21 protein-coding genes are annotated in these 19,490 nt (G+C 72.4%); 12 read left to right on the forward strand and 9 right to left on the reverse strand.

Going from position 1 to position 19,490, the window contains the following annotated elements; all coding sequences use genetic code 11:
* Positions 1-16: 16 nt before the first annotated feature.
* The 6 genes from AB0L45_RS18975 to AB0L45_RS19000 all read right to left on the reverse strand — a co-directional run bounded on the left by AB0L45_RS18975 (position 17) and on the right by AB0L45_RS19000 (position 5,980).
* The gene (locus AB0L45_RS18975) at positions 17-1,510 is read right to left on the reverse strand and encodes a HAMP domain-containing sensor histidine kinase (RefSeq protein ID WP_365841227.1); all 1,494 of its coding nucleotides are present in this window, start codon (positions 1,508-1,510) and stop codon (positions 17-19) included.
* Positions 1,507-2,244 (reverse strand): response regulator transcription factor, encoded by a 738-nt coding sequence (locus AB0L45_RS18980; RefSeq protein ID WP_365841381.1) that lies wholly within the window; start codon positions 2,242-2,244, stop codon positions 1,507-1,509. The genes AB0L45_RS18975 and AB0L45_RS18980 overlap by 4 nt, the downstream gene beginning before the upstream one ends.
* A gap of 170 nt (positions 2,245-2,414) precedes the next feature.
* Positions 2,415-2,717, reverse strand: a complete 303-nt coding sequence (locus AB0L45_RS18985; RefSeq protein ID WP_365841229.1) for a hypothetical protein — start codon at positions 2,715-2,717, stop codon at positions 2,415-2,417.
* A 76-nt stretch (positions 2,718-2,793) separates the two neighbouring features.
* Positions 2,794-3,957, reverse strand: a complete 1,164-nt coding sequence (locus AB0L45_RS18990; RefSeq protein ID WP_365841231.1) for a trypsin-like peptidase domain-containing protein — start codon at positions 3,955-3,957, stop codon at positions 2,794-2,796.
* A gap of 88 nt (positions 3,958-4,045) precedes the next feature.
* A complete protein-coding gene (locus AB0L45_RS18995; protein ID WP_365841233.1) occupies positions 4,046-5,116 on the reverse strand; it encodes a LacI family DNA-binding transcriptional regulator in 1,071 nt (356 codons plus the stop codon).
* Positions 5,117-5,140: 24 nt separating this feature from the next.
* Positions 5,141-5,980 (reverse strand): response regulator transcription factor, encoded by an 840-nt coding sequence (locus AB0L45_RS19000; RefSeq protein ID WP_365841235.1) that lies wholly within the window; start codon positions 5,978-5,980, stop codon positions 5,141-5,143.
* 290 nt (positions 5,981-6,270) lie between these two features.
* Here AB0L45_RS19000 and AB0L45_RS19005 point away from each other — a divergent pair, with 290 nt between their 5' ends.
* Positions 6,271-7,131: an alpha/beta fold hydrolase gene (locus AB0L45_RS19005; protein WP_365841237.1), complete on the forward strand. Its 861-nt coding sequence runs from the start codon at positions 6,271-6,273 to the stop codon at positions 7,129-7,131.
* 91 nt (positions 7,132-7,222) lie between these two features.
* Here the strand turns inward: AB0L45_RS19005 and AB0L45_RS19010 are convergent, their stop codons facing one another.
* Both AB0L45_RS19010 and AB0L45_RS19015 read right to left on the reverse strand, forming a co-directional pair.
* A complete protein-coding gene (locus tag AB0L45_RS19010) occupies positions 7,223-9,130 on the reverse strand; it encodes an ABC transporter ATP-binding protein (RefSeq protein WP_365841383.1) in 1,908 nt (635 codons plus the stop codon).
* A 59-nt stretch (positions 9,131-9,189) separates the two neighbouring features.
* Entirely contained in the window at positions 9,190-10,923 is a 1,734-nt protein-coding gene (locus AB0L45_RS19015; protein ID WP_365841239.1) for an ABC transporter ATP-binding protein, read from the reverse strand.
* Positions 10,924-11,106: 183 nt separating this feature from the next.
* On the opposite strand from AB0L45_RS19015, the gene AB0L45_RS19020 reads away from it, so the two are divergent.
* The 7 genes from AB0L45_RS19020 to AB0L45_RS19050 all read left to right on the forward strand — a co-directional run bounded on the left by AB0L45_RS19020 (position 11,107) and on the right by AB0L45_RS19050 (position 15,967).
* Complete coding sequence (locus AB0L45_RS19020) at positions 11,107-11,370, forward strand: MoaD/ThiS family protein (RefSeq protein ID WP_208853437.1); 264 nt, start codon at positions 11,107-11,109, stop codon at positions 11,368-11,370.
* Between the two features lie 8 nt (positions 11,371-11,378).
* Positions 11,379-12,905 (forward strand): hypothetical protein, encoded by a 1,527-nt coding sequence (locus tag AB0L45_RS19025; protein ID WP_365841241.1) that lies wholly within the window; start codon positions 11,379-11,381, stop codon positions 12,903-12,905.
* Positions 12,906-13,177: 272 nt separating this feature from the next.
* Positions 13,178-13,888, forward strand: coding sequence for a DUF2993 domain-containing protein (locus AB0L45_RS19030; protein WP_365841243.1), 711 nt, complete (start codon positions 13,178-13,180; stop codon positions 13,886-13,888).
* 256 nt (positions 13,889-14,144) lie between these two features.
* On the forward strand, positions 14,145-14,252 hold the full coding sequence (locus AB0L45_RS19035) for a putative leader peptide (RefSeq protein ID WP_365841245.1): 108 nt from the start codon (positions 14,145-14,147) through the stop codon (positions 14,250-14,252).
* 134 nt (positions 14,253-14,386) lie between these two features.
* A complete protein-coding gene (locus AB0L45_RS19040; RefSeq protein ID WP_365841247.1) occupies positions 14,387-15,232 on the forward strand; it encodes a sulfurtransferase in 846 nt (281 codons plus the stop codon).
* Between the two features lie 55 nt (positions 15,233-15,287).
* Positions 15,288-15,578, forward strand: coding sequence for a DUF1416 domain-containing protein (locus AB0L45_RS19045; protein ID WP_365841249.1), 291 nt, complete (start codon positions 15,288-15,290; stop codon positions 15,576-15,578).
* Positions 15,579-15,700: 122 nt separating this feature from the next.
* Positions 15,701-15,967, forward strand: coding sequence for a DUF3099 domain-containing protein (locus tag AB0L45_RS19050; RefSeq protein WP_365841251.1), 267 nt, complete (start codon positions 15,701-15,703; stop codon positions 15,965-15,967).
* A gap of 16 nt (positions 15,968-15,983) precedes the next feature.
* Here the strand turns inward: AB0L45_RS19050 and AB0L45_RS19055 are convergent, their stop codons facing one another.
* Positions 15,984-16,349, reverse strand: a complete 366-nt coding sequence (locus AB0L45_RS19055) for a DsrE family protein (RefSeq protein ID WP_365841253.1) — start codon at positions 16,347-16,349, stop codon at positions 15,984-15,986.
* A gap of 89 nt (positions 16,350-16,438) precedes the next feature.
* Here AB0L45_RS19055 and AB0L45_RS19060 point away from each other — a divergent pair, with 89 nt between their 5' ends.
* The 4 genes from AB0L45_RS19060 to AB0L45_RS19075 all read left to right on the forward strand — a co-directional run bounded on the left by AB0L45_RS19060 (position 16,439) and on the right by AB0L45_RS19075 (position 19,483).
* Positions 16,439-17,098 carry a hypothetical protein gene (locus AB0L45_RS19060; RefSeq protein ID WP_365841255.1) on the forward strand — a complete coding sequence of 220 codons (660 nt, stop codon included), beginning with the start codon at positions 16,439-16,441 and terminating at the stop codon, positions 17,096-17,098.
* Positions 17,095-17,769: a hypothetical protein gene (locus tag AB0L45_RS19065; RefSeq protein WP_365841257.1), complete on the forward strand. Its 675-nt coding sequence runs from the start codon at positions 17,095-17,097 to the stop codon at positions 17,767-17,769. The genes AB0L45_RS19060 and AB0L45_RS19065 overlap by 4 nt, the downstream gene beginning before the upstream one ends.
* Positions 17,766-18,590, forward strand: a complete 825-nt coding sequence (locus AB0L45_RS19070) for a hypothetical protein (RefSeq protein WP_365841259.1) — start codon at positions 17,766-17,768, stop codon at positions 18,588-18,590. Before AB0L45_RS19065 ends, AB0L45_RS19070 begins: the two co-directional genes overlap by 4 nt.
* 329 nt (positions 18,591-18,919) lie before the next feature.
* Positions 18,920-19,483: an FABP family protein gene (locus AB0L45_RS19075; protein ID WP_365841261.1), complete on the forward strand. Its 564-nt coding sequence runs from the start codon at positions 18,920-18,922 to the stop codon at positions 19,481-19,483.
* Positions 19,484-19,490: the final 7 nt, after the last annotated feature.

The raw sequence follows: 19,490 nt of genomic DNA on the forward strand, positions 1-19,490 counted from the left end.
TCCGGCCCCGCCCCGGCTAAGGCAGCTCCGGCGGTGGCGAAGCCGCCCCCGGCAGGCTCAGCAGGGCCTCCGTGCCGCCGCCCGGCGCCGCCCGCAGCTCGACCGTGCCGCCCGCCTGGTAGGCCGTACGCGCCACGATCGACAGCCCGAGCCCGCTGCCCGGCAGGCTGCGGGCGGACGGCGAGCGCCAGAACCGCTCGAAGACGTGCGGCAGTTCCTCCTCCGGGATGCCGGGGCCGTGGTCGCGCACCCGCAGCTCGCCCTTGTGCAGGCCGACCTCGACGGCACCGTCCGCCGCGCTGAACTTGACCGCGTTGTCCATCAGGTTGACCACCGCGCGCTCCAGGGCCGCCGGCTCTCCCCGTACGTACCAGGGGTCCAGCTCCGCGGTGATGTCCAGCGAGGGGCCGCGCAGCCGGGCGCGGCGCAGGGCGGAGTCCACGATGTCGTGCAGGGCGACGACCGGTACGGACGCCGAGCCGCCCGGCCCCGCCTCCGGGGTGCGGGACAGTTCCTGGAGGTCGCCGATGAGCGCGGCCAGCTCGCCCATCTGCGCCTTCACCGAGGCCAGCAGGGCCTGCTTGTCGTCGGCCGGCAGCGGCCGGCCGGACTGCTCGCTGCGCACCAGCAGGTCGATGTTGGTCCGCAGCGAGGTCAGCGGCGTCCGCAGCTCGTGCCCGGCGTCCGCGATCAGCTGCTGCTGGAGGTCGCGGGAGGAGGCCAGCGCCGCGGTCATGGAGTTGAAGGAGCGGGAGAGGCGGGCGATCTCGTCCTCGCCCTCGGCGGGGATGCGGACCGTCAAGTCCTCCGTACGGGCGACCCGTTCGACTGCTTCGGTGAGCCGGTCCACGGGTTTGAGACCGGCCCGGGCCACCCACAGGCCCGCGGTGGCGGCGCCCAGGACGCCGATGCCGGTGACGATCAGCAGGATCAGCGCGAGCTGGCTGAGGGGTTCGGTGACCGGGTCCATGGGGGTGGCCACGGAGATGCCGACCTGCGGGCCGAACCGGTCGGTCAGCGCGCCCCGGTACGCCCGGGTCAGGACCCGCATCTCCCGGCCGTCGTTGGTCCGGGTGGTGTGGATGGCCTGCTTGCTCTGGCCCCTGGCCACCTCCACGTCCGACTTCTGCGCGGGGATGGCGGTCTTCGACCACGAGGTGCAGACGTCACCGTCGGGGGTGACGATCTGGATCGTGTAGTCGGTGGGCAGCCCCAGCCACACGTTGCCCGGCAGCGAACCGGTGCACTTGTCGCCCAGCGCCTGCACGATGTCGGCCGGCACGGACTGCCTGGCCAGCGACTCGTCGAGCTGTTCGGTGAGCCGGTCGCGGGTCACCAGCCAGCAGGCGGCGGCCGAGACGGCCACGGCGAACGCCACGGCGACCGTGGTGAGCAGGGCCAGCCGGGAGCGCAGCGGCAGCTGCCGGTAGCGGTGCGCCACGCGCGCCTTCAGCCGCCGCCACGCACCGCCCTCCGGGGCCGCGGCACCCGGGGCCGGTGCCTCGCTCATTCAGCGCCGCCTTCGGCGCGCAGCACGTACCCGACGCCGCGCACGGTGTGCACCAGCCGCGGCTCGCCGCCCGCCTCCGTCTTGCGGCGCAGGTACATCACGTACACGTCCAGCGAGTTGGAGGTCGGTTCGAAGTCGAAGCCCCAGACGGCCTTCAGGATCTGCTCGCGGGTCAGGACCTGCCGCGGATGCGCCAGGAACATCTCCAGGAGCGTGAATTCGGTACGGGTCAGCTCGACCTGCCGGCCGCCACGGGTCACCTCCCGTGTGGCCAGGTCCATCCGCAGGTCGGCGAAGGTCAGCGCGTCGCCCTCGGCGGGCTGGGCGCCGGCCGCCGCCGCGTACGAGCTGCGGCGCAGCAGCGCGCGGATGCGGGCCAGCAGTTCGTCCAGCTCGAAGGGTTTGACGAGGTAATCGTCGGCGCCCGCGTCCAGTCCGGTGACCCGGTCGCCGACCGTGTCGCGGGCGGTCAGCATCAGGATCGGTACGGTCACGCCGCTCGCCCGCAGCCGCCGGGCGGCCGTCAGCCCGTCCATCCGGGGCATCAGCACGTCGAGCACGATCAGTTCGGGGTCGTAGGAGGCGACCTTCTCGACCGCGTCGAGTCCGTCGACGGCCTGCTCGGTGCCGTAGCCCTCGAAGGCGAGGGAGCGCTGCAGCGCCTCCCGGACGGCCGGCTCGTCGTCGACGATCAGGATGCGGGCGGGCTGGTCACCGTGCTCGGCGGGACTCATCGCTGTGGCTACCTCGGGTTCGGGCGGGGTCGGCTGACCGGGGATTCCGCGGTCCAGCATGTCAGCCTCGCACGCCTGCGGCCGGGGCACGCCGCCCGGCGCGGTCTCGTCGGTGCTCCGTACGGCGCCCGGTGCGCGGGGCACGTCGCGGGGGTACGGGGGCGCGCCGGTCATCTCCGGGCGGCGGCGGCCCGGGACTGCCGGGCCGTACCCGGCGTGGTGCCCCGCTTGGGGCGCGGGCGTGCGGCCGCCGCGACCTCCGTGGGGCGCTCGGTACGGGCGCCGGCCACCCGGGCGCCGGCCTCGGCCAGGTCGCGGGCCAGGTCCAGGTCGGCGGGCCCGGTACGGGCGTGCGCGCCGTGGTCGACGCTCAGCACACCCGCGCTGCGCCGCTCCTCGCCCGCGCTCCAGGCGATGACGGCCGCGACGGCGCGGCGGGCGCGGTGGACCGGGACGGTGATCTTGCTGGCCATGGTGGCCTCCTCGTACGTACGTGAGGTTCGGGGCGGGGGGGGCTCCGGGGTGCGGCGGCAGGGGGTGCCGGCCGTCTCAGCTCTTGCTGCTGCCGCCCGACCGCAGGTTGGCGAGGTCCGCCTTGACGGTGTTGATCGGGATGGCGAAGCCGAGGCCGACGCTCCCCGCGGAGCTGCTGCCCTGTGCGGAACTGGGCGAGTACATCGCGGAGTTGATGCCGATGACCCGGCCCTTCATGTCGATCAGCGCGCCGCCGGAGTTGCCGGGGTTGAGCGCCGCGTCGGTCTGGATGGCCTTGTACGTGGTCTTCGACTGTCCGGTGTCGCCGTTGTACTGGTTGCCGCCGAACTCGAACGGCCAGCCGGGGCCGCCCTGCTCCTGCTGCTGCCGGCCCTCGTCCTTGGGGACCGTCACATCGCGCTTGAGGGCGGAGACGATGCCGCTGGTGACCGAGCCGGTGAGCCCTTCGGGGGAGCCGATGGCCACGACCTCGTCGCCGACCGCGAGCTGGTCGGAGTTGCCGAACGAGGCGGTGGTGAGGTTCTTGGCTCCCTTCACCTTGATCAGCGCCAAGTCCTTGTCCGGGTCGGTGCCCACGATGTCGGCCTGCTTCTTGGTGCCGTCGCTGAAGGTGACCTCGATCGAGGAGGCGCCGGCCACCACGTGGTTGTTGGTGACGATCTCGCCGTCCGGGGTGACGACCACGCCGGAGCCGGTCGACTCGCCGCTCTGTGTCCGCGCCTTGATCTCCACTATGGCGGGGGTGACGGCCTTGGCCACCGCGGAGACGCTGCCGCCGCCCTTCGCGGTGCCCGTGTTGACGGCCGGGGTGGTGGTGGCGGCCTGCTGCTGGTCGGTGGCGCTGCCGATGAGGGCGGCGCTGCCGCCGCCGATCAGACCGGAGGCGAGCGCCACGGCCGCTATCAGCGCGACGGGGCGGCGGGCCCGGCGGCGCGGGGCGGGGGCGCCGGTGCCCTCGGGGCCGTCCGGGCCGCCCGGTCCGCCGGGGCCGCCGAAGCCGGGGTTTCCGGGGCCGGGTGATTCCGGGCCGGGGGTTCCCGGGCCGGGGGTGCCGGGGCCCGCGGGGCTGCCGGCCGCCGGCTGGGGCGCGGCGTACGGCGGGTGCGGCGGCGGTGCCGGGTAGCCCGTCCCGCTCGTCCCGCCCGGCGCCTGCGGCCCGTGGGCGTAACCCTGGTACTGGGGAGTCTCGTCACCGCTCCGGCGGTAGGTTTCGGTCATGTACCCGACTCTGCGAGCTGTCCATGAGAACCGTCTGAGAACGTCCTGAGAGGCCCGACAGAAGTAGGTATGCCCGGTGTAAGGAAGATCAGCTACGGGGTGCGCGCTCGACGCTCGGCACCGAACCGGCGGCGGCCGGGCCGCAGCCGCACGACCCCCGGACCACCAGTCGGGCCGGAAACAGCCGCAACCGCTCGCGGCGCGAGCCGACCACCCGCAGGCCGTCGTCCAGCACCAGGTCGACCGCGGCCCGCGCCATCGCCTCCCGGTCGGAGGCGACCGTGGTCAGCGGCGGGTCGGTCAGCGCCGCTTCCTTGACGTCGTCGAAGCCGGCCACCGCCAGTTCGCCCGGGACGTCGATACGCAGTTCGCGGGCCGCTCGCAGGACGCCGATCGCCTGGTCGTCGGTGGCGCACATGAGGGCCGGCGGCCGGTCGGGGCCGGCGAGCAGGTCCAGGGCGACCTTGTACGCGTCGTAGCGGTTGTACGGCGCCTGGAAATAACGCCCTTCGAGCGACTTTCCGGACTCCTCCATCGCCCGGCGCCAGCCCTCCAGGTGGTCGGTGACCGGGTCGCCGGACTTCGGCGTCTCCTCCGTACCGCCGAGGAAGGCGACGTACGGGTGGCCGTGCTCCAGCAGGTGCCGGGTCGCCAGCTGCGCGCCGCCGACGTCGTCCGTCATCACGGCCACGTCGTCGATGGCGTCGGGACGGCGGTGCAGCAGCACCACCCGGGCGTCCCAGGCGTCGATCTCGGCCGCCGCGTGCTCGCTGGGGCCCTGGCTGATCAGGATCAGGCCGGCCACCCGCATGCCCAAAAACGCCCGCAAATAGTGCACTTCGCGCTCGTCCAGGTAGTCGGCGTTGCCGACCAGGACCATCTTTCCGCGCTCGGCGGCAGCCTGCTCGACGGCGTGCGCCATCTCCGCGAAGAACGGCTGCCGGGTGTCCGGCACGATCAGTCCTATGAGGTCCGTGCGCCGGGACGCCATCGCCTGCGCGACCCGGTCCGGGCGGTAGCCCAGCTCCTTGATCGCGGCGAGCACCCGCTCGCGCGTGGCCGGGGCGACCGGCCTCGGTCCGTTGTTGATGACGTAACTCACCACGGCGGTCGAGGTACCCGCCAGTTTTGCCACATCATCCCGCGTCACCTTGGCCACGCGCGGCAGTCTACGCGGGTGGCCTCAGCTCTTGGCAGGCCGAGCCGCCGCGGCTTCCGTCCCGGCACCGGCGCGCGAGGGTACGGAGCGGCGCGCGCCCGCCCCCGCGCCGCCCTCCGGGCCGTCGCCGTTCGCCGCGGCCCGGCCGCCGCGCTTGCCCTGCGGGTCCTTGTCCTCCGCCGCGCGCTCGGGTTTCTCCGGCGTCACGAAGCGGTATCCGACGTTGCGTACGGTGCCGATCAGCGCCTCGTGCTCGGGGCCGAGCTTGGCGCGCAGCCGCCGTACGTGCACGTCGACGGTGCGGGTGCCGCCGAAGTAGTCGTAGCCCCAGACCTCTTGGAGCAGCTGGGCGCGGGTGAAGACCCGGCCCGGGTGCTGCGCCAGGTACTTCAGCAGCTCGAACTCCTTGAAGGTCAGGTCCAGGACCCGGCCCTTGAGCTTGGCGCTGTAGGTCGCCTCGTCCACCGACAGGTCACCGTTGCGGATCTCCATCGGGCTGTCGTCCACGCCGATCTGCTGGCGGCCCATGGCCAGCCGCAGCCGGGCCTCGACCTCGGCGGGGCCCGCGGTGTCCAGCAGCACGTCGTCGATGCCCCAGTCCGCGGTGACGGCCGCCAGGCCGCCCTCGGTCACCACCAGCACGAGGGGGCAGCCGGGTCCGGTGGACCGCAGCAGCTGGCACAGCGACCGTACGTGCGGCAGGTCGCGCCGCCCGTCGATCAGTATGACGTCGGCCCCGGGGGTGTCCACCAGGGCCGGGCCCTCGGCGGGGGCGACCCGGACGCTGTGCAGCAGCAGGCCGAGCGCGGGCAGCACCTCCGTCGAGGGCTGGAGGGCGTTGGTCAGGAGCAGCAGCGAGCTCATCGCCGATCACCCGCCCGGGCCCCGGCCGGCCGTTCACTGCCCTGTGTGTCCTGCACGCTTCGCTCGCCCATTACGTCTGGTTCCTCCTCGGTCCCTGCGAACGGGGCCCCTCCCATGCCCGTCCTGGCCATGGGGGCGTATGCGGCACTGCTTCGTACGGGTGGCTTCCGGGCCCCCTGGGGGCCCTGTGGAGCGCCGGTGTGCTCATCCGCGCGTGAACGCGGGTGAAAGCACAAAAGGACCCGGGGGCAACGCTGCCCGGATCCTTCTTGCCCAGCAGAATAGCCCACATGACTTCCGGACCCGAGACCGATTTTGCGCGATCTTGTGTTCCGTCGATCACAACGAGTGGCCGGCGCACGTCGTTGTTGACGGCGGACGGGGTCCGGATCGACGCCGCCTACACGCCTTCGCGCGCCCCCTCGGACGCCCCCGCCGGCGGCCTCGCCGTCGTCCTCGCGCACGGGTTCACCGGAGCGCTGGAACGGCCCGCGCTGCGCCGCGCGGCCGGGGTCTTCGCCCAGCGTGCGGCCGTGATCACGTTTTCCTTCCGGGGGCACGGGCGGTCCGGCGGGCGCTCCACGGTCGGCGACCGGGAGGTGCTGGACCTGGCCGCCGCGGTCGGCTGGGCGCGCGCCCTGGGCCACCGCCGGGTGGCGACCGTGGGATTCTCCATGGGCGGCTCGGTCGTCCTGCGGCACGCCGCGCTGTACGGAGGGGCGCGCGAGGGGCGCACGGATGCGCGTACCGACATGGTGGTGTCGGTGAGTGCTCCCGCGCGGTGGTTCTACCGGGGTACGGCTTCGATGCGCAGGGTGCACTGGGTGGTGACGCGGCCCACGGGACGCCTGGTGTCGCGCCTGGGGCTGGGTACCCGTATCCACCCGGAGGACTGGGATCCCGTACCGCTCTCCCCTGTGGCGGCCGTCCCGCGCATCGCTCCCACCCCGCTGCTCGTCGTGCACGGCGACCGGGATCCGTACTTCCCGCTGGACCACCCGAGGATGCTGGCCGCTGCCGCCGACCCGGCGACCAGCGAGCTGTGGCTGGAGCGCGGCTTCGGCCACGCGGAGAACGCGGCGCCCGACGCGCTGCTCGAACGGATCGCGGCGTGGACGGCCGAACGGGTGACGGAGGCGGACGGGGACTGACGCCCGGGCGGACCGGAGCCGGCGCCGGAAGGGCGGCGGCCCGTACCGGAGAGGTACGGGCCGCCGCTCACCGGGCTTCAGACACCGGCGCTCACTCCGCCTCCACCTCCGCCAGCGGCTCGGCGAACTGCGCCGCGTACAGCTTCGCGTAGGCGCCGTCCGCCGCCAGCAGCGCGTCGTGCGTACCCTGCTCGACGATCGCGCCGGACTCCATGACCAGGATCAGGTCCGCGTCGCGGATGGTGGACAGCCGGTGCGCGATCACGAAGCTGGTGCGGCCGGTGCGCAGCTGGGCCATGGCGTGCTGGATGAGCACCTCGGTACGGGTGTCGACCGAGCTGGTGGCCTCGTCCAGGACCAGGATCGCCGGCTCGGCGAGGAAGGCCCGGGCTATGGTGATCAGCTGCTTCTCGCCCACCGAGACGTTGGCGCCCTCGTCGTCGATGACGGTGTCGTACCCGTCGGGGAGCGTACGGACGAAACGGTCCACGTGGGTGGCCTTCGCCGCCTCGATGATCTTGTCCATCGAGGTGCCCTCGGGGGCGCCGTAGGCGATGTTCTCGGCGATGGTGCCGCCGAAGAGCCAGGTGTCCTGGAGGACCATGCCGATGTTGGAGCGCAGGTCCTCGCGGCTCATCGCCTGGATGTCCACGCCGTCCAGGGTGATCCGGCCGCCGCGTACCTCGTAGAACCGCATCAGCAGGTTGACCAGCGTGGTCTTGCCCGCACCGGTCGGGCCGACGATCGCGACCGTCTGGCCCGGGTGGACGGCCAGCGACAGGTCGTCGATGAGCGGCTTGTCGTCCTCGTAGCGGAAGGAGACGTCCTCGAAGACGACATGGCCGCTGACGTGCTCGGGGCGCTGCGGCCGGGCGTCGTCCGGCTCCTGCTCCTCGGCATCCAGCAGCTCGAAGACCCGCTCCGCCGAGGCGACACCGGACTGCACCATGTTGGCCATCGAGGCGACCTGGGTGAGCGGCTGGCTGAACTGGCGGGAGTACTGGATGAACGCCTGCACGTCACCGATGGACAGCGCGCCGGACGCGACGCGCAGGCCGCCGACCACCGCCACCAGGACGTAGTTCAGGTTGCCGATGAACATCATCGCGGGCTGGATGATCCCGGAGATGAACTGGGCCTTGAAGCCCGCCTCGTACAGCGCGTCGTTCTGCTTGCGGAACAGCTCGGCGGACTCCTTCTGGCGGCCGAAGACCTTGACCAGGGAGTGCCCGGTGTACATCTCCTCGATGTGCGCGTTGAGCTTGCCGGTGGTCTTCCACTGCTGCACGAACTGCGGCTGCGCCCGCTTGCCGACCTTGGTGGCGACGACGATCGAGACCGGGACCGTGACCAGCGCGACCAGGGCCAGCAGCGGCGAGATCCAGAACATCATCGCCAGCACCCCGACGATGGTCAGCAGCGAGCCGACGATCTGGCTCAGGGTCTGCTGGAGGGTCTGCGCGATGTTGTCGATGTCGTTGGTGGCGCGGGAGAGGACCTCGCCGCGCGCCTGCTGGTCGAAGTAGCGCAGCGGCAGCCGCGCCAGCTTCTCCTCCACCTGCTCGCGCATCCGGAAGACGGTGCGCTGCACGACGACGGTGGCGATCCGGGCCTGCACGAAGCCGAACAGCGAGGCACCGAGGTAGATCAGGAAGACCCACATCAGCACCACGCCGACGGCGCCGAAGTCGATGCCCTGGCCGGGCACCACCGGCATCGTGCCGAGCATGTCGGCCAGCCCGTTCTCGCCCTGCCCGCGCAGGTGCGTGACGGCCTGGTCCTTGCTGATGCCGCCGGGCAGCTGCCGGCCGACGATGCCCGCGACGATCAGGTCGGTGGCGTGGCCGAGGACCTTGGGCGCGACGACGGACAGCGCGACGCTGAGCACGCCCAGCGCCACCGCGGCCCACATGATCGCCTGCTCGGGCTTCATCTGCCGCAGCAGCCGCAGCCCCGAGCCCTTGAAGTCCATGACCTTCTCGGTGGGCTGGCCGCCCATCATGCGCGCGGGACCGGCGGCCGGCGCGGGGCCACGCTGCTGCGGGGCCTTCTGGCTACTCACGCCGCCTCCTGCTCGGTGAGCTGGGAGAGCACGATCTCCCGGTAGGTCTCGTTGTCCGCCATCAGCTCGGCGTGCGTGCCGGTGCCGACGACCCGGCCCTCGTCCAGGACGACGATGCGGTCGGCGCCGCGGATGGTGGAGACGCGCTGGGCGACGATCACGACGGTGGCCCGGTCGGTCTCGCGGGCCAGCGCGGCCCGCAGGGCGGCGTCCGTCGCGTAGTCCAGGGCGGAGAAGGAGTCGTCGAAGAGGTAGATCTCGGGCTTGCGGACCAGCGCCCGGGCGATGGCCAGGCGCTGCCGCTGGCCGCCGGAGACGTTGCTGCCGCCCTGGGCGATCGGCGCGTCCAGGCCGCCCTCCATGCGTTCGACGAAGTCGCGGGCCTGCGCGGTCTCCAGCGCGTGCCACAGCTCCTCGTCGGTCGCGTCCGGGTTGCCGTAGCGCAGGTTGGTGGCGACGGTCCCGGAGAAGAGGTACGGCTTCTGGGGGACCAGGCCGATGGCGGTGGCCAGCGTCTCGGGGGCGAGGGTCCGTACGTCCACGCCGTCCACGAGGACGGCGCCGCCCGTCGCGTCGAACAGCCGTGGCACCAGGCCCAGCAGCGTGGACTTGCCGCTGCCGGTGGAGCCGATGACGGCGGTGGTCTCGCCGGGGCGCGCGGTCAGCGAGACGTCCTTGAGGACCGGCTCCTCGGCGCCCGGGAAGCGGAACTCGACGTTCCGCAGCTCCAGCTCGCCGTGCCGGCGCAGTTCGGTGACCGGCGCCTTCGGCGGCGTCACGCTGGTGTCGGTGGCCAGCACCTCCTGGATGCGCTCGGCGCAGACCTCGGCACGCGGCAGCATCATCACCATGAACGTCGCCATCATGATCGACATGAGGATGTACATCAGATAGCTGAGGAAGGCGGTCAGCGCGCCGATCTGCATCCCGCCGCTGTCGATACGGTGCCCGCCGAACCACACCACAGCCACGCTCGATACGTTCACCACCAGCATGACCAGCGGGAACATCAGCGACATCAGCCGGCCGGCGCGCAGCGAGACGTCGTACAGGTCGTGGTTGGCGCCCGCGAAACGCTCCCGCTCGTACCCGTCACGGACGAAGGCGCGGATCACCCGTATGCCGGTGATCTGCTCGCGCAGCACCCGGTTGACGGTGTCGATACGGTCCTGCACGCCGCGGAACAGCGGACGCATCCGGCGGACGATCAGCGCCACGAGGACCGCCAGGACCGGGACGATGACCAGGATCAGACCGGACAGCGGCACGTCCTGGTTGAGCGCCATCACCACACCGCCGACGCACATGATGGGCGCCGCCACCATCATCGTGAACGTCATCAGGACCAGCATCTGGACCTGCTGCACGTCGTTGGTGGTGCGGGTGATCAGGGACGGCGCGCCGAACCTGCCCACCTCGCGGGAGGAGAAGGACTGCACCCGGTCGAACACCGCGGCCCGGATGTCCCGGCCCAGCGCCATGGCCGTGCGGGCGCCGAAGTACACGGCACCTATCGAACAGGCGATCTGCAGGAGCGTCACGGCGATCATCACGCCGCCGACGCTCAGGATGTAGCCCATGTCCCCCTTGACGACGCCGTCGTCGATGATGTCGGCGTTGAGGGTGGGCAGGTAGAGGGTGGCCAGCGTCTGCACGAGCTGGAGCAGCACGATCAGGGATATCGGGCGCATGTGGGGCCGCAGATGCGCCCGCGCCAATCGGACCAACACCGTTCGAGCCTATGCGAGCCCCTGCCCGCGGCAATCGAATTTCCCCGCACCACTCGAACGAAGCGGAAGGTTTTGCCAGAACTTATCCGGACAGCCGCCGGATCCGACCGGAACGGGGCCCGCCGCGGCGTACGCCATCATGGAGCCTCTGCACGCACGACGAACGACGATGAAGAGGCCGCCGTGACAACAACTGGCACCGTGCGCTACTGGGCCGCGGCGAAGGCCGCCGCCGGCACCGCCGAGGAGCCGTACGCGGCGGCGACACTCGCCGAGGCACTGGCCGCGGCACGCGAGCGGCACGCGGCGAACCCCGAGTTCGCCCGCGTCCTGCTGCGGTGCTCGTTCCTGGTGGACGGCGACCCCGTCGGCAGCCGCGACCACGCGGCCGTCCGGCTGGCCGAGGGCGGCACCGTCGAGGTCCTGCCGCCGTTCGCGGGAGGATGAGCGAGACCATGAGCGAGAACCAGCCGCAGCATCCCTACGGGTCCTACGACCCGTACCAGCCGCAGGACCAGCGGCAGCAGCCGCAGGCCCCGCAGCAGGGCGCCGATCCGCAGCCGCAGGCGCCGTACGACGCGCACGGTTCCTACGGCGCCGGCGGCGCGTACGGGGCACCGGCCCCGTCGTACGGCGGCCACGACGGCACGTACGGCCAGGAGTCGCAGCAGGGCTACGGGCAGCAGCCGCAGCAGCCGCAGCAGGCGTACGGCCGGCCGGCATACGGAACCCCGCCGTACGGGCAGCAGCAACCCCCGCAGCACCAGCCGCAGCAGGCTTACGACGCGTACGGGCGCCCGCAGCAGGCCTCCTGGCCCGCGGCGGCCGGACAGCAGCAGCAGACCGGCCAGTACGGCCGGCCGGGCCAGACCGGTCAGTCCGGCCAGTACGCCACCGGTCCCGGCGGCGGCCCCTCCTACGGCCAGAACCCGTCCGGGGCCGCCTCGTACGGGCAGGACGCCTACGCGACGGGCGGCGGCCAGGAGGACCCGCAGACCCAGATCTGGACGGCGCCCACCTGGGACACCAGCGCGCTGCCCGTCATGGGCGGCTCCGAGCCGTCGGGCCCGGACCCGTCCGCCGACGAGACCGCGTACCTGCCGAAACAGCCCCCCGCACCGGCCGCCCCCCACGACCCGCAGGCCCAGCACCGGGCGGCGGACCGGCACCGGTCCGCGCCGGAGCCCGGCCACCCCGCCGCCGAACCCGCGCCCGACCTGTCGCAGCTCGCGCCCAACCAGCGCGCCCGCGCCGAAGGCCGCTCGCCGATCATCCCGCCCGGCCTGCAGCCCGCCGCGCTCACCGCCGCGCTGGCCCTGCTCCTCGCCCTCGCCGCACCCCTGCCCAGGGCGGCCCTGATGGTGCCGGTGGTCCTCCTCCAGGCCGTCACCGCGGCGGGCTGGTTCCGCCTCAACGGCATGTGGCCCGCCCGGCAGGGCATCGCCCTCGCCTTCCTCGCGGGCGTGACCACCGACATCGCGCTGCTGGCCACCGAACGCGACCAGGCGCCCGTGGTCGCCATCGGCACGCTCGGCGTCTGGTGCCTGTTCGTCCTGGTCCTCCAGCTGCGCAACCGCAGCAGCGCGGACGAACGCATGTACGCGCTGACCGCCGGCCTCACCTCCACCGCCCTCGCGGTGCTGGCCGCCGGCCAGCTCGCCGCCACGGCCAACGCGGTGACCGTGGGCTGCGTCGCGGTCGCCGTGACCACCCTGGCCCGCGCGCTGCCGCTGCCGCAGCCCGCCTCCCTCGTCGTCGCCCTGCTCGCCGGCGCGGGCGCGGGCGTCGCGGCCGGCCAGCTGACCGGCCTGGGCGCGAGCGGCGCGCTGCTCGGCCTGGCCGCCGGCGGCTGCGCCCTGATCGGCCTCCGCGTAGCCAGCTACGACTACCCGTCCCGCTTCGTCCACATGACCGCAGGCGTCGCCCTCCCCCTGACCCTGGCGGCCCCGGCGATCTACGTACTGGGCCGGGCACTGGCCTGATCCCCTCCCCGGCCGCAGTGGCCGACGCCGGACGGGCCCAGCCAATTCAAGCCCGTCCGGCACTTGAGGACACAGTGACCGTCACACAAGACGCCCCGCAGCCCGCAGAGCACCTGCACCCACCCCGACACCCCCGCGACGTGCCAAAGGCACACCAGGCCACGGAAACCCCCCGGCCCCCACGGGCCGGTTAGGCTCGGGCGCAACCGACCGGGGGTCCGACCCGGAAGAACCGGGCCGATTTCGGCCCCACGCCTGGGGGTAGTGGTTCGATGCGCGCACTGCGAGTGCTGTTGGTGATCGTCGTGATACTCGGCGGCCTGTTCGTGGCCGCGGACCGCGTGGCCGTGAACATCGCCGAGGACAAGGCCGCCGACAAGATCCGCAGCAGTCAGGGACTGGACCGTACGCCGGAGGTGTCGATCACCGGCTTCCCGTTCCTGACCCAGGTGGCGGGCCGCAGTCTGGACGAGGTGGACGCCAAGATCGACGGCCTGAACGCCACCGCCGAGGGGCACACGCTGCGGGTCCAGGAGCTGTCGGCACAGTTCCACGACGTGAAGCTGACCAGCGACTACACCTCGATCGAGAGCGCCGCGAGCGCCACCGGCGAGGCCCGGATCTCGTACGCGGACCTGACCACCGCCTCGGGCAAGAACGTCAAGGTGAGCTACGGCGGTGAGAAGAACGGCAAGAGCCAGGTGAAGATCTCCCCGAATCTGCCGAACCTGCCGATGCTGAACTCCCTCGAGGTCACCGGCACGGTGAGCATAGTGAACGGGGACACCGTGCGGCTGCGCGCCGACACCCTGCCGGCCCTGTGCTCCCAGCTCTCCGCCTGCCGTGACCAGGTCCGCGGGCAGACCGACCACGAGTGGAAGCTGAACCGGCTGCCCGGTGGTCTGAAGCTGGACAAGGTGGTCTCGACGCGGGAGGGCATCTCGATCTCGGCCAGCGGTACGAACGTCAAGCTGCCGGGCTGATGCCGGCCGCGGCGCCCGGCCGGGGCACCCCCCACCTCCGACCGGCCGCCGACCGTACCGAAACGCCACGAACCGGTCGGACGTCCGTACGCTGAGACATCGCGTCCCGTACGTCAGACCCGCCCCTCGCCCGGGCCGCCGCGGGGCGCCCCGCCCCTCCCTTTCCGCCCCTGCGCGTACCGCCATACGGACCACTGCGTCTCACCATCCGACACACCGGTGACACGTCATGCCGTCCCTCCCTACGATCGGTCGCATGCAGAGCTCTCTGAGCGGTTCCCGTTCGCGGGGACAGGCGAATCTCACGAAGCGGCGGGCAGTCGACCTGTGCCGCGTCGCCGCCATGCTCTGTCGCTCCGTCTGACGGGCGGCCTCTTCCCCCGCCTTCCGCCCGGCCGCTGAGGCCGACCCTGCCACTTCCCCACGCAGCGCCGCGTCCCCCGCCCGCAGCGCGCGCCGGCGTACGCGTGTTCCGTAACTGCCCCGGAGGAGAACAACATGAGCCGTAGCGACGTCCTGGTGGACGCCGACTGGGTCGAGGCCCACATCGACGACCCGAAGGTGGTCATCGTCGAGGTCGACGAGGACACCTCGGCCTACGACAAGAACCACATCAAGAACGCCGTCCGCATCGACTGGCAGCAGGACCTCCAGGACCCGGTGCGCCGCGACTTCGTCGACCAGGCGGGCTTCGAGAAGCTGCTCTCCGCGAAGGGCATCGCCAACGACGACACCGTCGTCCTCTACGGCGGCAACAACAACTGGTTCGCCTCGTACGCGTACTGGTACTTCAAGCTCTACGGCCACGACAGCGTCAAGCTGCTCGACGGCGGCCGCAAGAAGTGGGAGCTGGACTCCCGCGACCTGGTCGACGGCTCGCAGGTGCCGAACCGCCCGCGGACGGAGTACAAGGCGAAGGCCCAGGACACCTCCATCCGCGCCTTCCGGGACGACGTCGTCGCCGCGATCGACAACCTGAACCTGGTCGACGTGCGCTCCCCCGACGAGTTCAGCGGCAAGCTGCTCGCCCCGGCGCACCTGCCGCAGGAGCAGTCGCAGCGCCCCGGCCACGTGCCCAGCGCCCGCAACATCCCGTGGTCGAAGAACGCCAACGACGACGGCACCTTCAAGTCGGACGACGAGCTCAAGGCCCTCTACGAGGCCGAGAACGTGGACCTGGCGAAGGACACCATCGCCTACTGCCGCATCGGCGAGCGCTCCGCGCTCACCTGGTTCGTGCTGCACGAGCTGCTCGGCCAGTCCAACGTCAAGAACTACGACGGTTCGTGGACCGAGTACGGCTCGCTGGTCGGTGTGCCGATCGAGCTGGGCGCCGCGAAGTAGGCGCACCGCCGCAGTACCGCCCCCGTACCCCTCAACCCTCCAAGGAAGTACCGACATGTGTGGAGCACAGGCCGGCGGCCCGGACGCTTCGACGATCAAGCCGGGCGAGACCACGATCCAGGGCAGCGTGACCCGCGACGGCCAGCCCGTCACCGGTTACGTGCGCCTGCTGGACAGCACCGGCGAGTTCACCGCCGAGGTCCCCACCTCGGCGACCGGGCAGTTCCGCTTCTACGCCGCCGAGGGCACCTGGACGCTGCGCGCCCTGGTCCCGGGCGCGACCGCGCAGGACCGTACCGTCGTCGCGCAGCACGGCGGTCTCGCGGAGGTCGCCATCGCCGTCTGACGGCGGCACGCATACGTACATGTGTACGGCCGACGGGCCGCACCCCAGGGGTTTGGACGCCTTGGCTGGGGGTGCGGCCCGCCGCGCTTCCCAGCCACCCCGGCCGGATCTACGGTGGAAGCATGTCCGCGCAGCAGCGTCCGCCCGCGCAGCGCCGGCACCGCCGGTACTTCGTCCTGATGGGTGTGTGCATCGCCCTCTTCGTCCTGGCCTGGGGCGTGGTACGGCTGTGGTCCGTACCGGCGGCCGTGGCGATGTGCGTGGTCGCCATGGTCATCCCGCCGTTCGCGGCGATCATCGGCAACCGGCGGGAGCCGGGCGAACGCTGGTGGGACGAGTCGGGCGACCCCGAGTCGGACCGGTGGTGGCGCGAGCTCGACGACCGCTGAGCGCCCCCGCCCCGCCTCAGTAGACCAGCGCCTGCACCCCGTCCGGCATGACCTCGCTCACGAAGACCTGCGCCCCGGCGATCCGGGCGCCCTCGATGAGGTCCTTCTCCTCGATGTCCCGGCGGGCCGCGCACTGCGTGCACACGGTGATGGTGCCGCCGCCCGCCACGATCGAGTCGATCAGGTCCGGCAGCGGTGCCGCGTGCGGCAGCTCGAACTCGGCCGCGCGCCCCGGCAGCGCGAACCACGCCGACTCCCCGGTCAGCCACAGGGAGACGTGCACCCCGCTGGCCACGGCCACCGCCGCCACCGTGAACGCCTGCGAGCACCGCTCGGGGGCGTCCGTCCCCGCCGTCACCTTGATCACCAGCTTCTTCGCCATACGGCCACTTTAGGGCTTTCGCCAACGCAACCTTTCGGCCCCGCAGTTGGTCAGTTGTCCGACCTGCACACGATCTTTATGGGGGCCGCATGCAGCCGGACCGTCCTGACCAGCCACCCCGCCCGGGGTTATGCCGCCGCTTCGCGCGCCGTGCGGGCCGTACCCGCCCGCTGATCGCCCTGGGCGCCGCCCTCGGCGTCGTCGGCGGCGTGGCCACGGGCTACGCCGTCCAGTACGGACGGCCGCCGACACCGCTGCCGCCGCTGGCCGGGGGCGTTCCGGCCCAGGCGGCCGGGGACGCGGCGCCACGGCCGGCGGCCGCGCCGTGGTCCGACGGCGACCTGGAGACGCTGCTGGCGCCGCGGCCTGCGGGGGTGACGGCCGAGCGGGACAGCCGTCGCGGCCTGCGCCTGGACGAATTCACCGAGATGTACGAGGACGCCACCGAGCCGTTCAAGAGGCTCGCCGAGGGCGGGTTCCGGCGGGCCGTGATGGACGAGTGGCACCGCGGCAGCCTCACGGTCCGCACCATCCTGCTCCAGTTCCGCGACACGAACACCGCGATGGCCGCGCGCTACGTGCGGACGGGGCTGGAGGAACAGCGGAAGGGGTTCGGCGCCGACGTGAAACTGTCCGGGACCGCCACCGGGGAACTGCACCTGAACGACGAAACGGTGGAGAGCCTGGACGGCGAGCCCGTGTACCAGGCCCACGCCCTGGCGCGGCGCGGCGGTGTCGTCTGGAAATGATCTTTCAGGACACCGCACGGGTCGACCAGGACACCGCGACGTCGCTGGCCGAGCGGCAGCTCGACCAGTTGCGGAAGGCCCCGGCGCGGGCGTCGCAGTTCACCGCCGAGGACCCCGGTGGTCCCGGCGGTGGCGCCGCCGCTCTCCGCGCCGGGCTGCTGCCCGCCCCGGGCGGCCCCGGCAACGGCCCCGACACCGGCCGGTTCCGCGACGACTCCGTGTACGGCCCCGCACGGTCGGCCGGTCTGGCGGCGGAACTGATCAGACCGCTGCCCGACAGCGCCAAGAACGCCTTCACCACCGCACTCCGCCGCCACGGCGCCGAGGAGTCGGCCCTACGGACGTACCCCGGCGCCCACCAGATCCGGGAAGTGCAGCTCATCCGCCTCACGGCAGACGCGGCGGGGAACGGTCCGGCAGACCTCGCCGCCGCGCTCGTGGGGGACGGCGTCCGCGAGGGCCCCCGGCTCCCGGACCACCCCGGCGCACGGTGCGTCCTGCCCGAACGGCCCGGCGCGGCATCGACGGCGTCGATGCTGTGCGCCGGACACGTGAAAGGCGTCCTGGTCCTCCTGACCGCGTACGGGCCCAGGGAACTGGACACCACGCAGGGAGCGCGTCAGCTCTCCCGGCAACTCGACCGGATCGCCGCGCACGGAGGCACCGCATGACCGACACCGGCGCACCGGCCGACGGCGGCGGCAGACGCCGCCCCGGAATCCTGCCCCGCCTCGTGGCCGCCGTCGCGGTCTGCGCCGTCCTCGGTACCGGCATCGCCTACGGGCTCACCTCGGCCGACCGTACCGACCTGCCCGGCCTGGGCACACCGGGCGACGGCCGCTGGACGTACCCGGAGCAGCACCGGCCACCGCTGCCACGGGGCGTCTCGGCCCCCTTCGCCGACCAGGCCCGTTCCGATCGCGGCATCCACCACGCCGACCTCGGCGCGCTGCGCCTGTCCGCCCCCGAGGACGCCACGGTGGATCTCGACAAGAAGAGCGGGGACGGCACACCGGACGCCGCCCCCTTCGCCGGGGAGTACGCGGCTCCGTACGACGATCTGCTGCGGCGGCACCTGGCCGACTACGCGCCGCGGCGCACCGCCTCGCGGGGCTGGACCATGCCGGACGGCACCCGGTCCCGGGTGCACCTGCTCCAGTTCGAGAGCGCCGCGGTGGCCGAGTTCTTCCGGTGGACCGTGCTGAGCGACGCGCGCGGCCCGGCCGTCTTCCTGCGGGACGCCCAGACCGTCGGACAGGACGACGCGTACAAGAAGGCCGTGCCGAAGGAGGCGGGCTCGGCCATCGGCGGCTGGTTCGGGCCCGGGGTGGAGGTCTACAAGGAGACGGGTTCCGAGGGCGCTCTCTCGATGCGGTACGCGTACGTGTACGCCGGCGACACCGTCGCCCTGATCGTCCACTCCCGCCCCGGCGGCACCGTACCGACGGCCTTCCACCAGTCCGTCGCCCTCCAGCAGCAGCTCCTGGGCTGAGCCGGCGGCACCGGGTGTCCCGGGGGCGGCGGGCGCCCGGGACACCCGGCGGGACCGACCTCACAGCGCCGTCACCGACCGCGCCGACTAGACTCGCTCCCGGTCCGTAACACCTCACTCCGTCCGAGGAGCGCGCTCGTGCTTGAGGCAGTCTTCACCACCCTGCTCGTCCTGGTCGCCGTCGGCGTCGTCGCCTTCGCCGGGCTGACCTGGAAGAAGCTGTACCAGGGCCAGCGCTAGGAACCCGGCCCGCCCGTCACCCGCCACCGCCCTTCGTACGAGCGCTTCGCGCGCCCTGCCTTGTTCCCCGATACAGATCGCCTGAGCTGATGATCGAGATCCCGTCCGACCTGAACCCGGCCCTCGTGCCCCTCGCCTTCCTGCTCGGCAACTGGGAGGGCGCCGGCGTCGCCGACTTCCCCGGTACCGAGAAGTGCAACTTCGGCCAGGAGGTCACCTTCACGCACGACGGCCGTGACTTCCTCGAATACACCTCGCACAGCTGGGTGCTCGACGGCGAGGGCAAGAAGGTCGCGCCGCTGGAGACCGAGTCCGGCTACTGGCGCATCGACCAGGACCGCAAGGTCGAGATCGTGATGATCCGCGACGGCGGCGTGGCGGAGGTCTGGTACGGCGAGCTGGCCGACCAGAAGCCGCAGATCGACCTGGCCACCGACGCCGTGGCGCGCACCGCCGCCTCCGGCCCGTACACCGGCGGCAAGCGCCTGTACGGCTACGTCAACAGCGACCTGATGTGGGTCGGCGAGAAGGCCACCCCCGAGGTGCCGCTGCGCCCGTACATGTCGGCGCACCTGAAGAAGGTCGTCGACCCGCGCGAGTGGGCCAAGGACCTCAAGGACCTGCCGGACGACGGCATCGCCTTCTTCAAGTAGACCGTCA

Origin of the sequence: Streptomyces sp. NPDC052496, assembly GCF_040679095.1 — a bacterium.
Classification (GTDB): Bacteria; Actinomycetota; Actinomycetes; order Streptomycetales; family Streptomycetaceae; genus Streptomyces.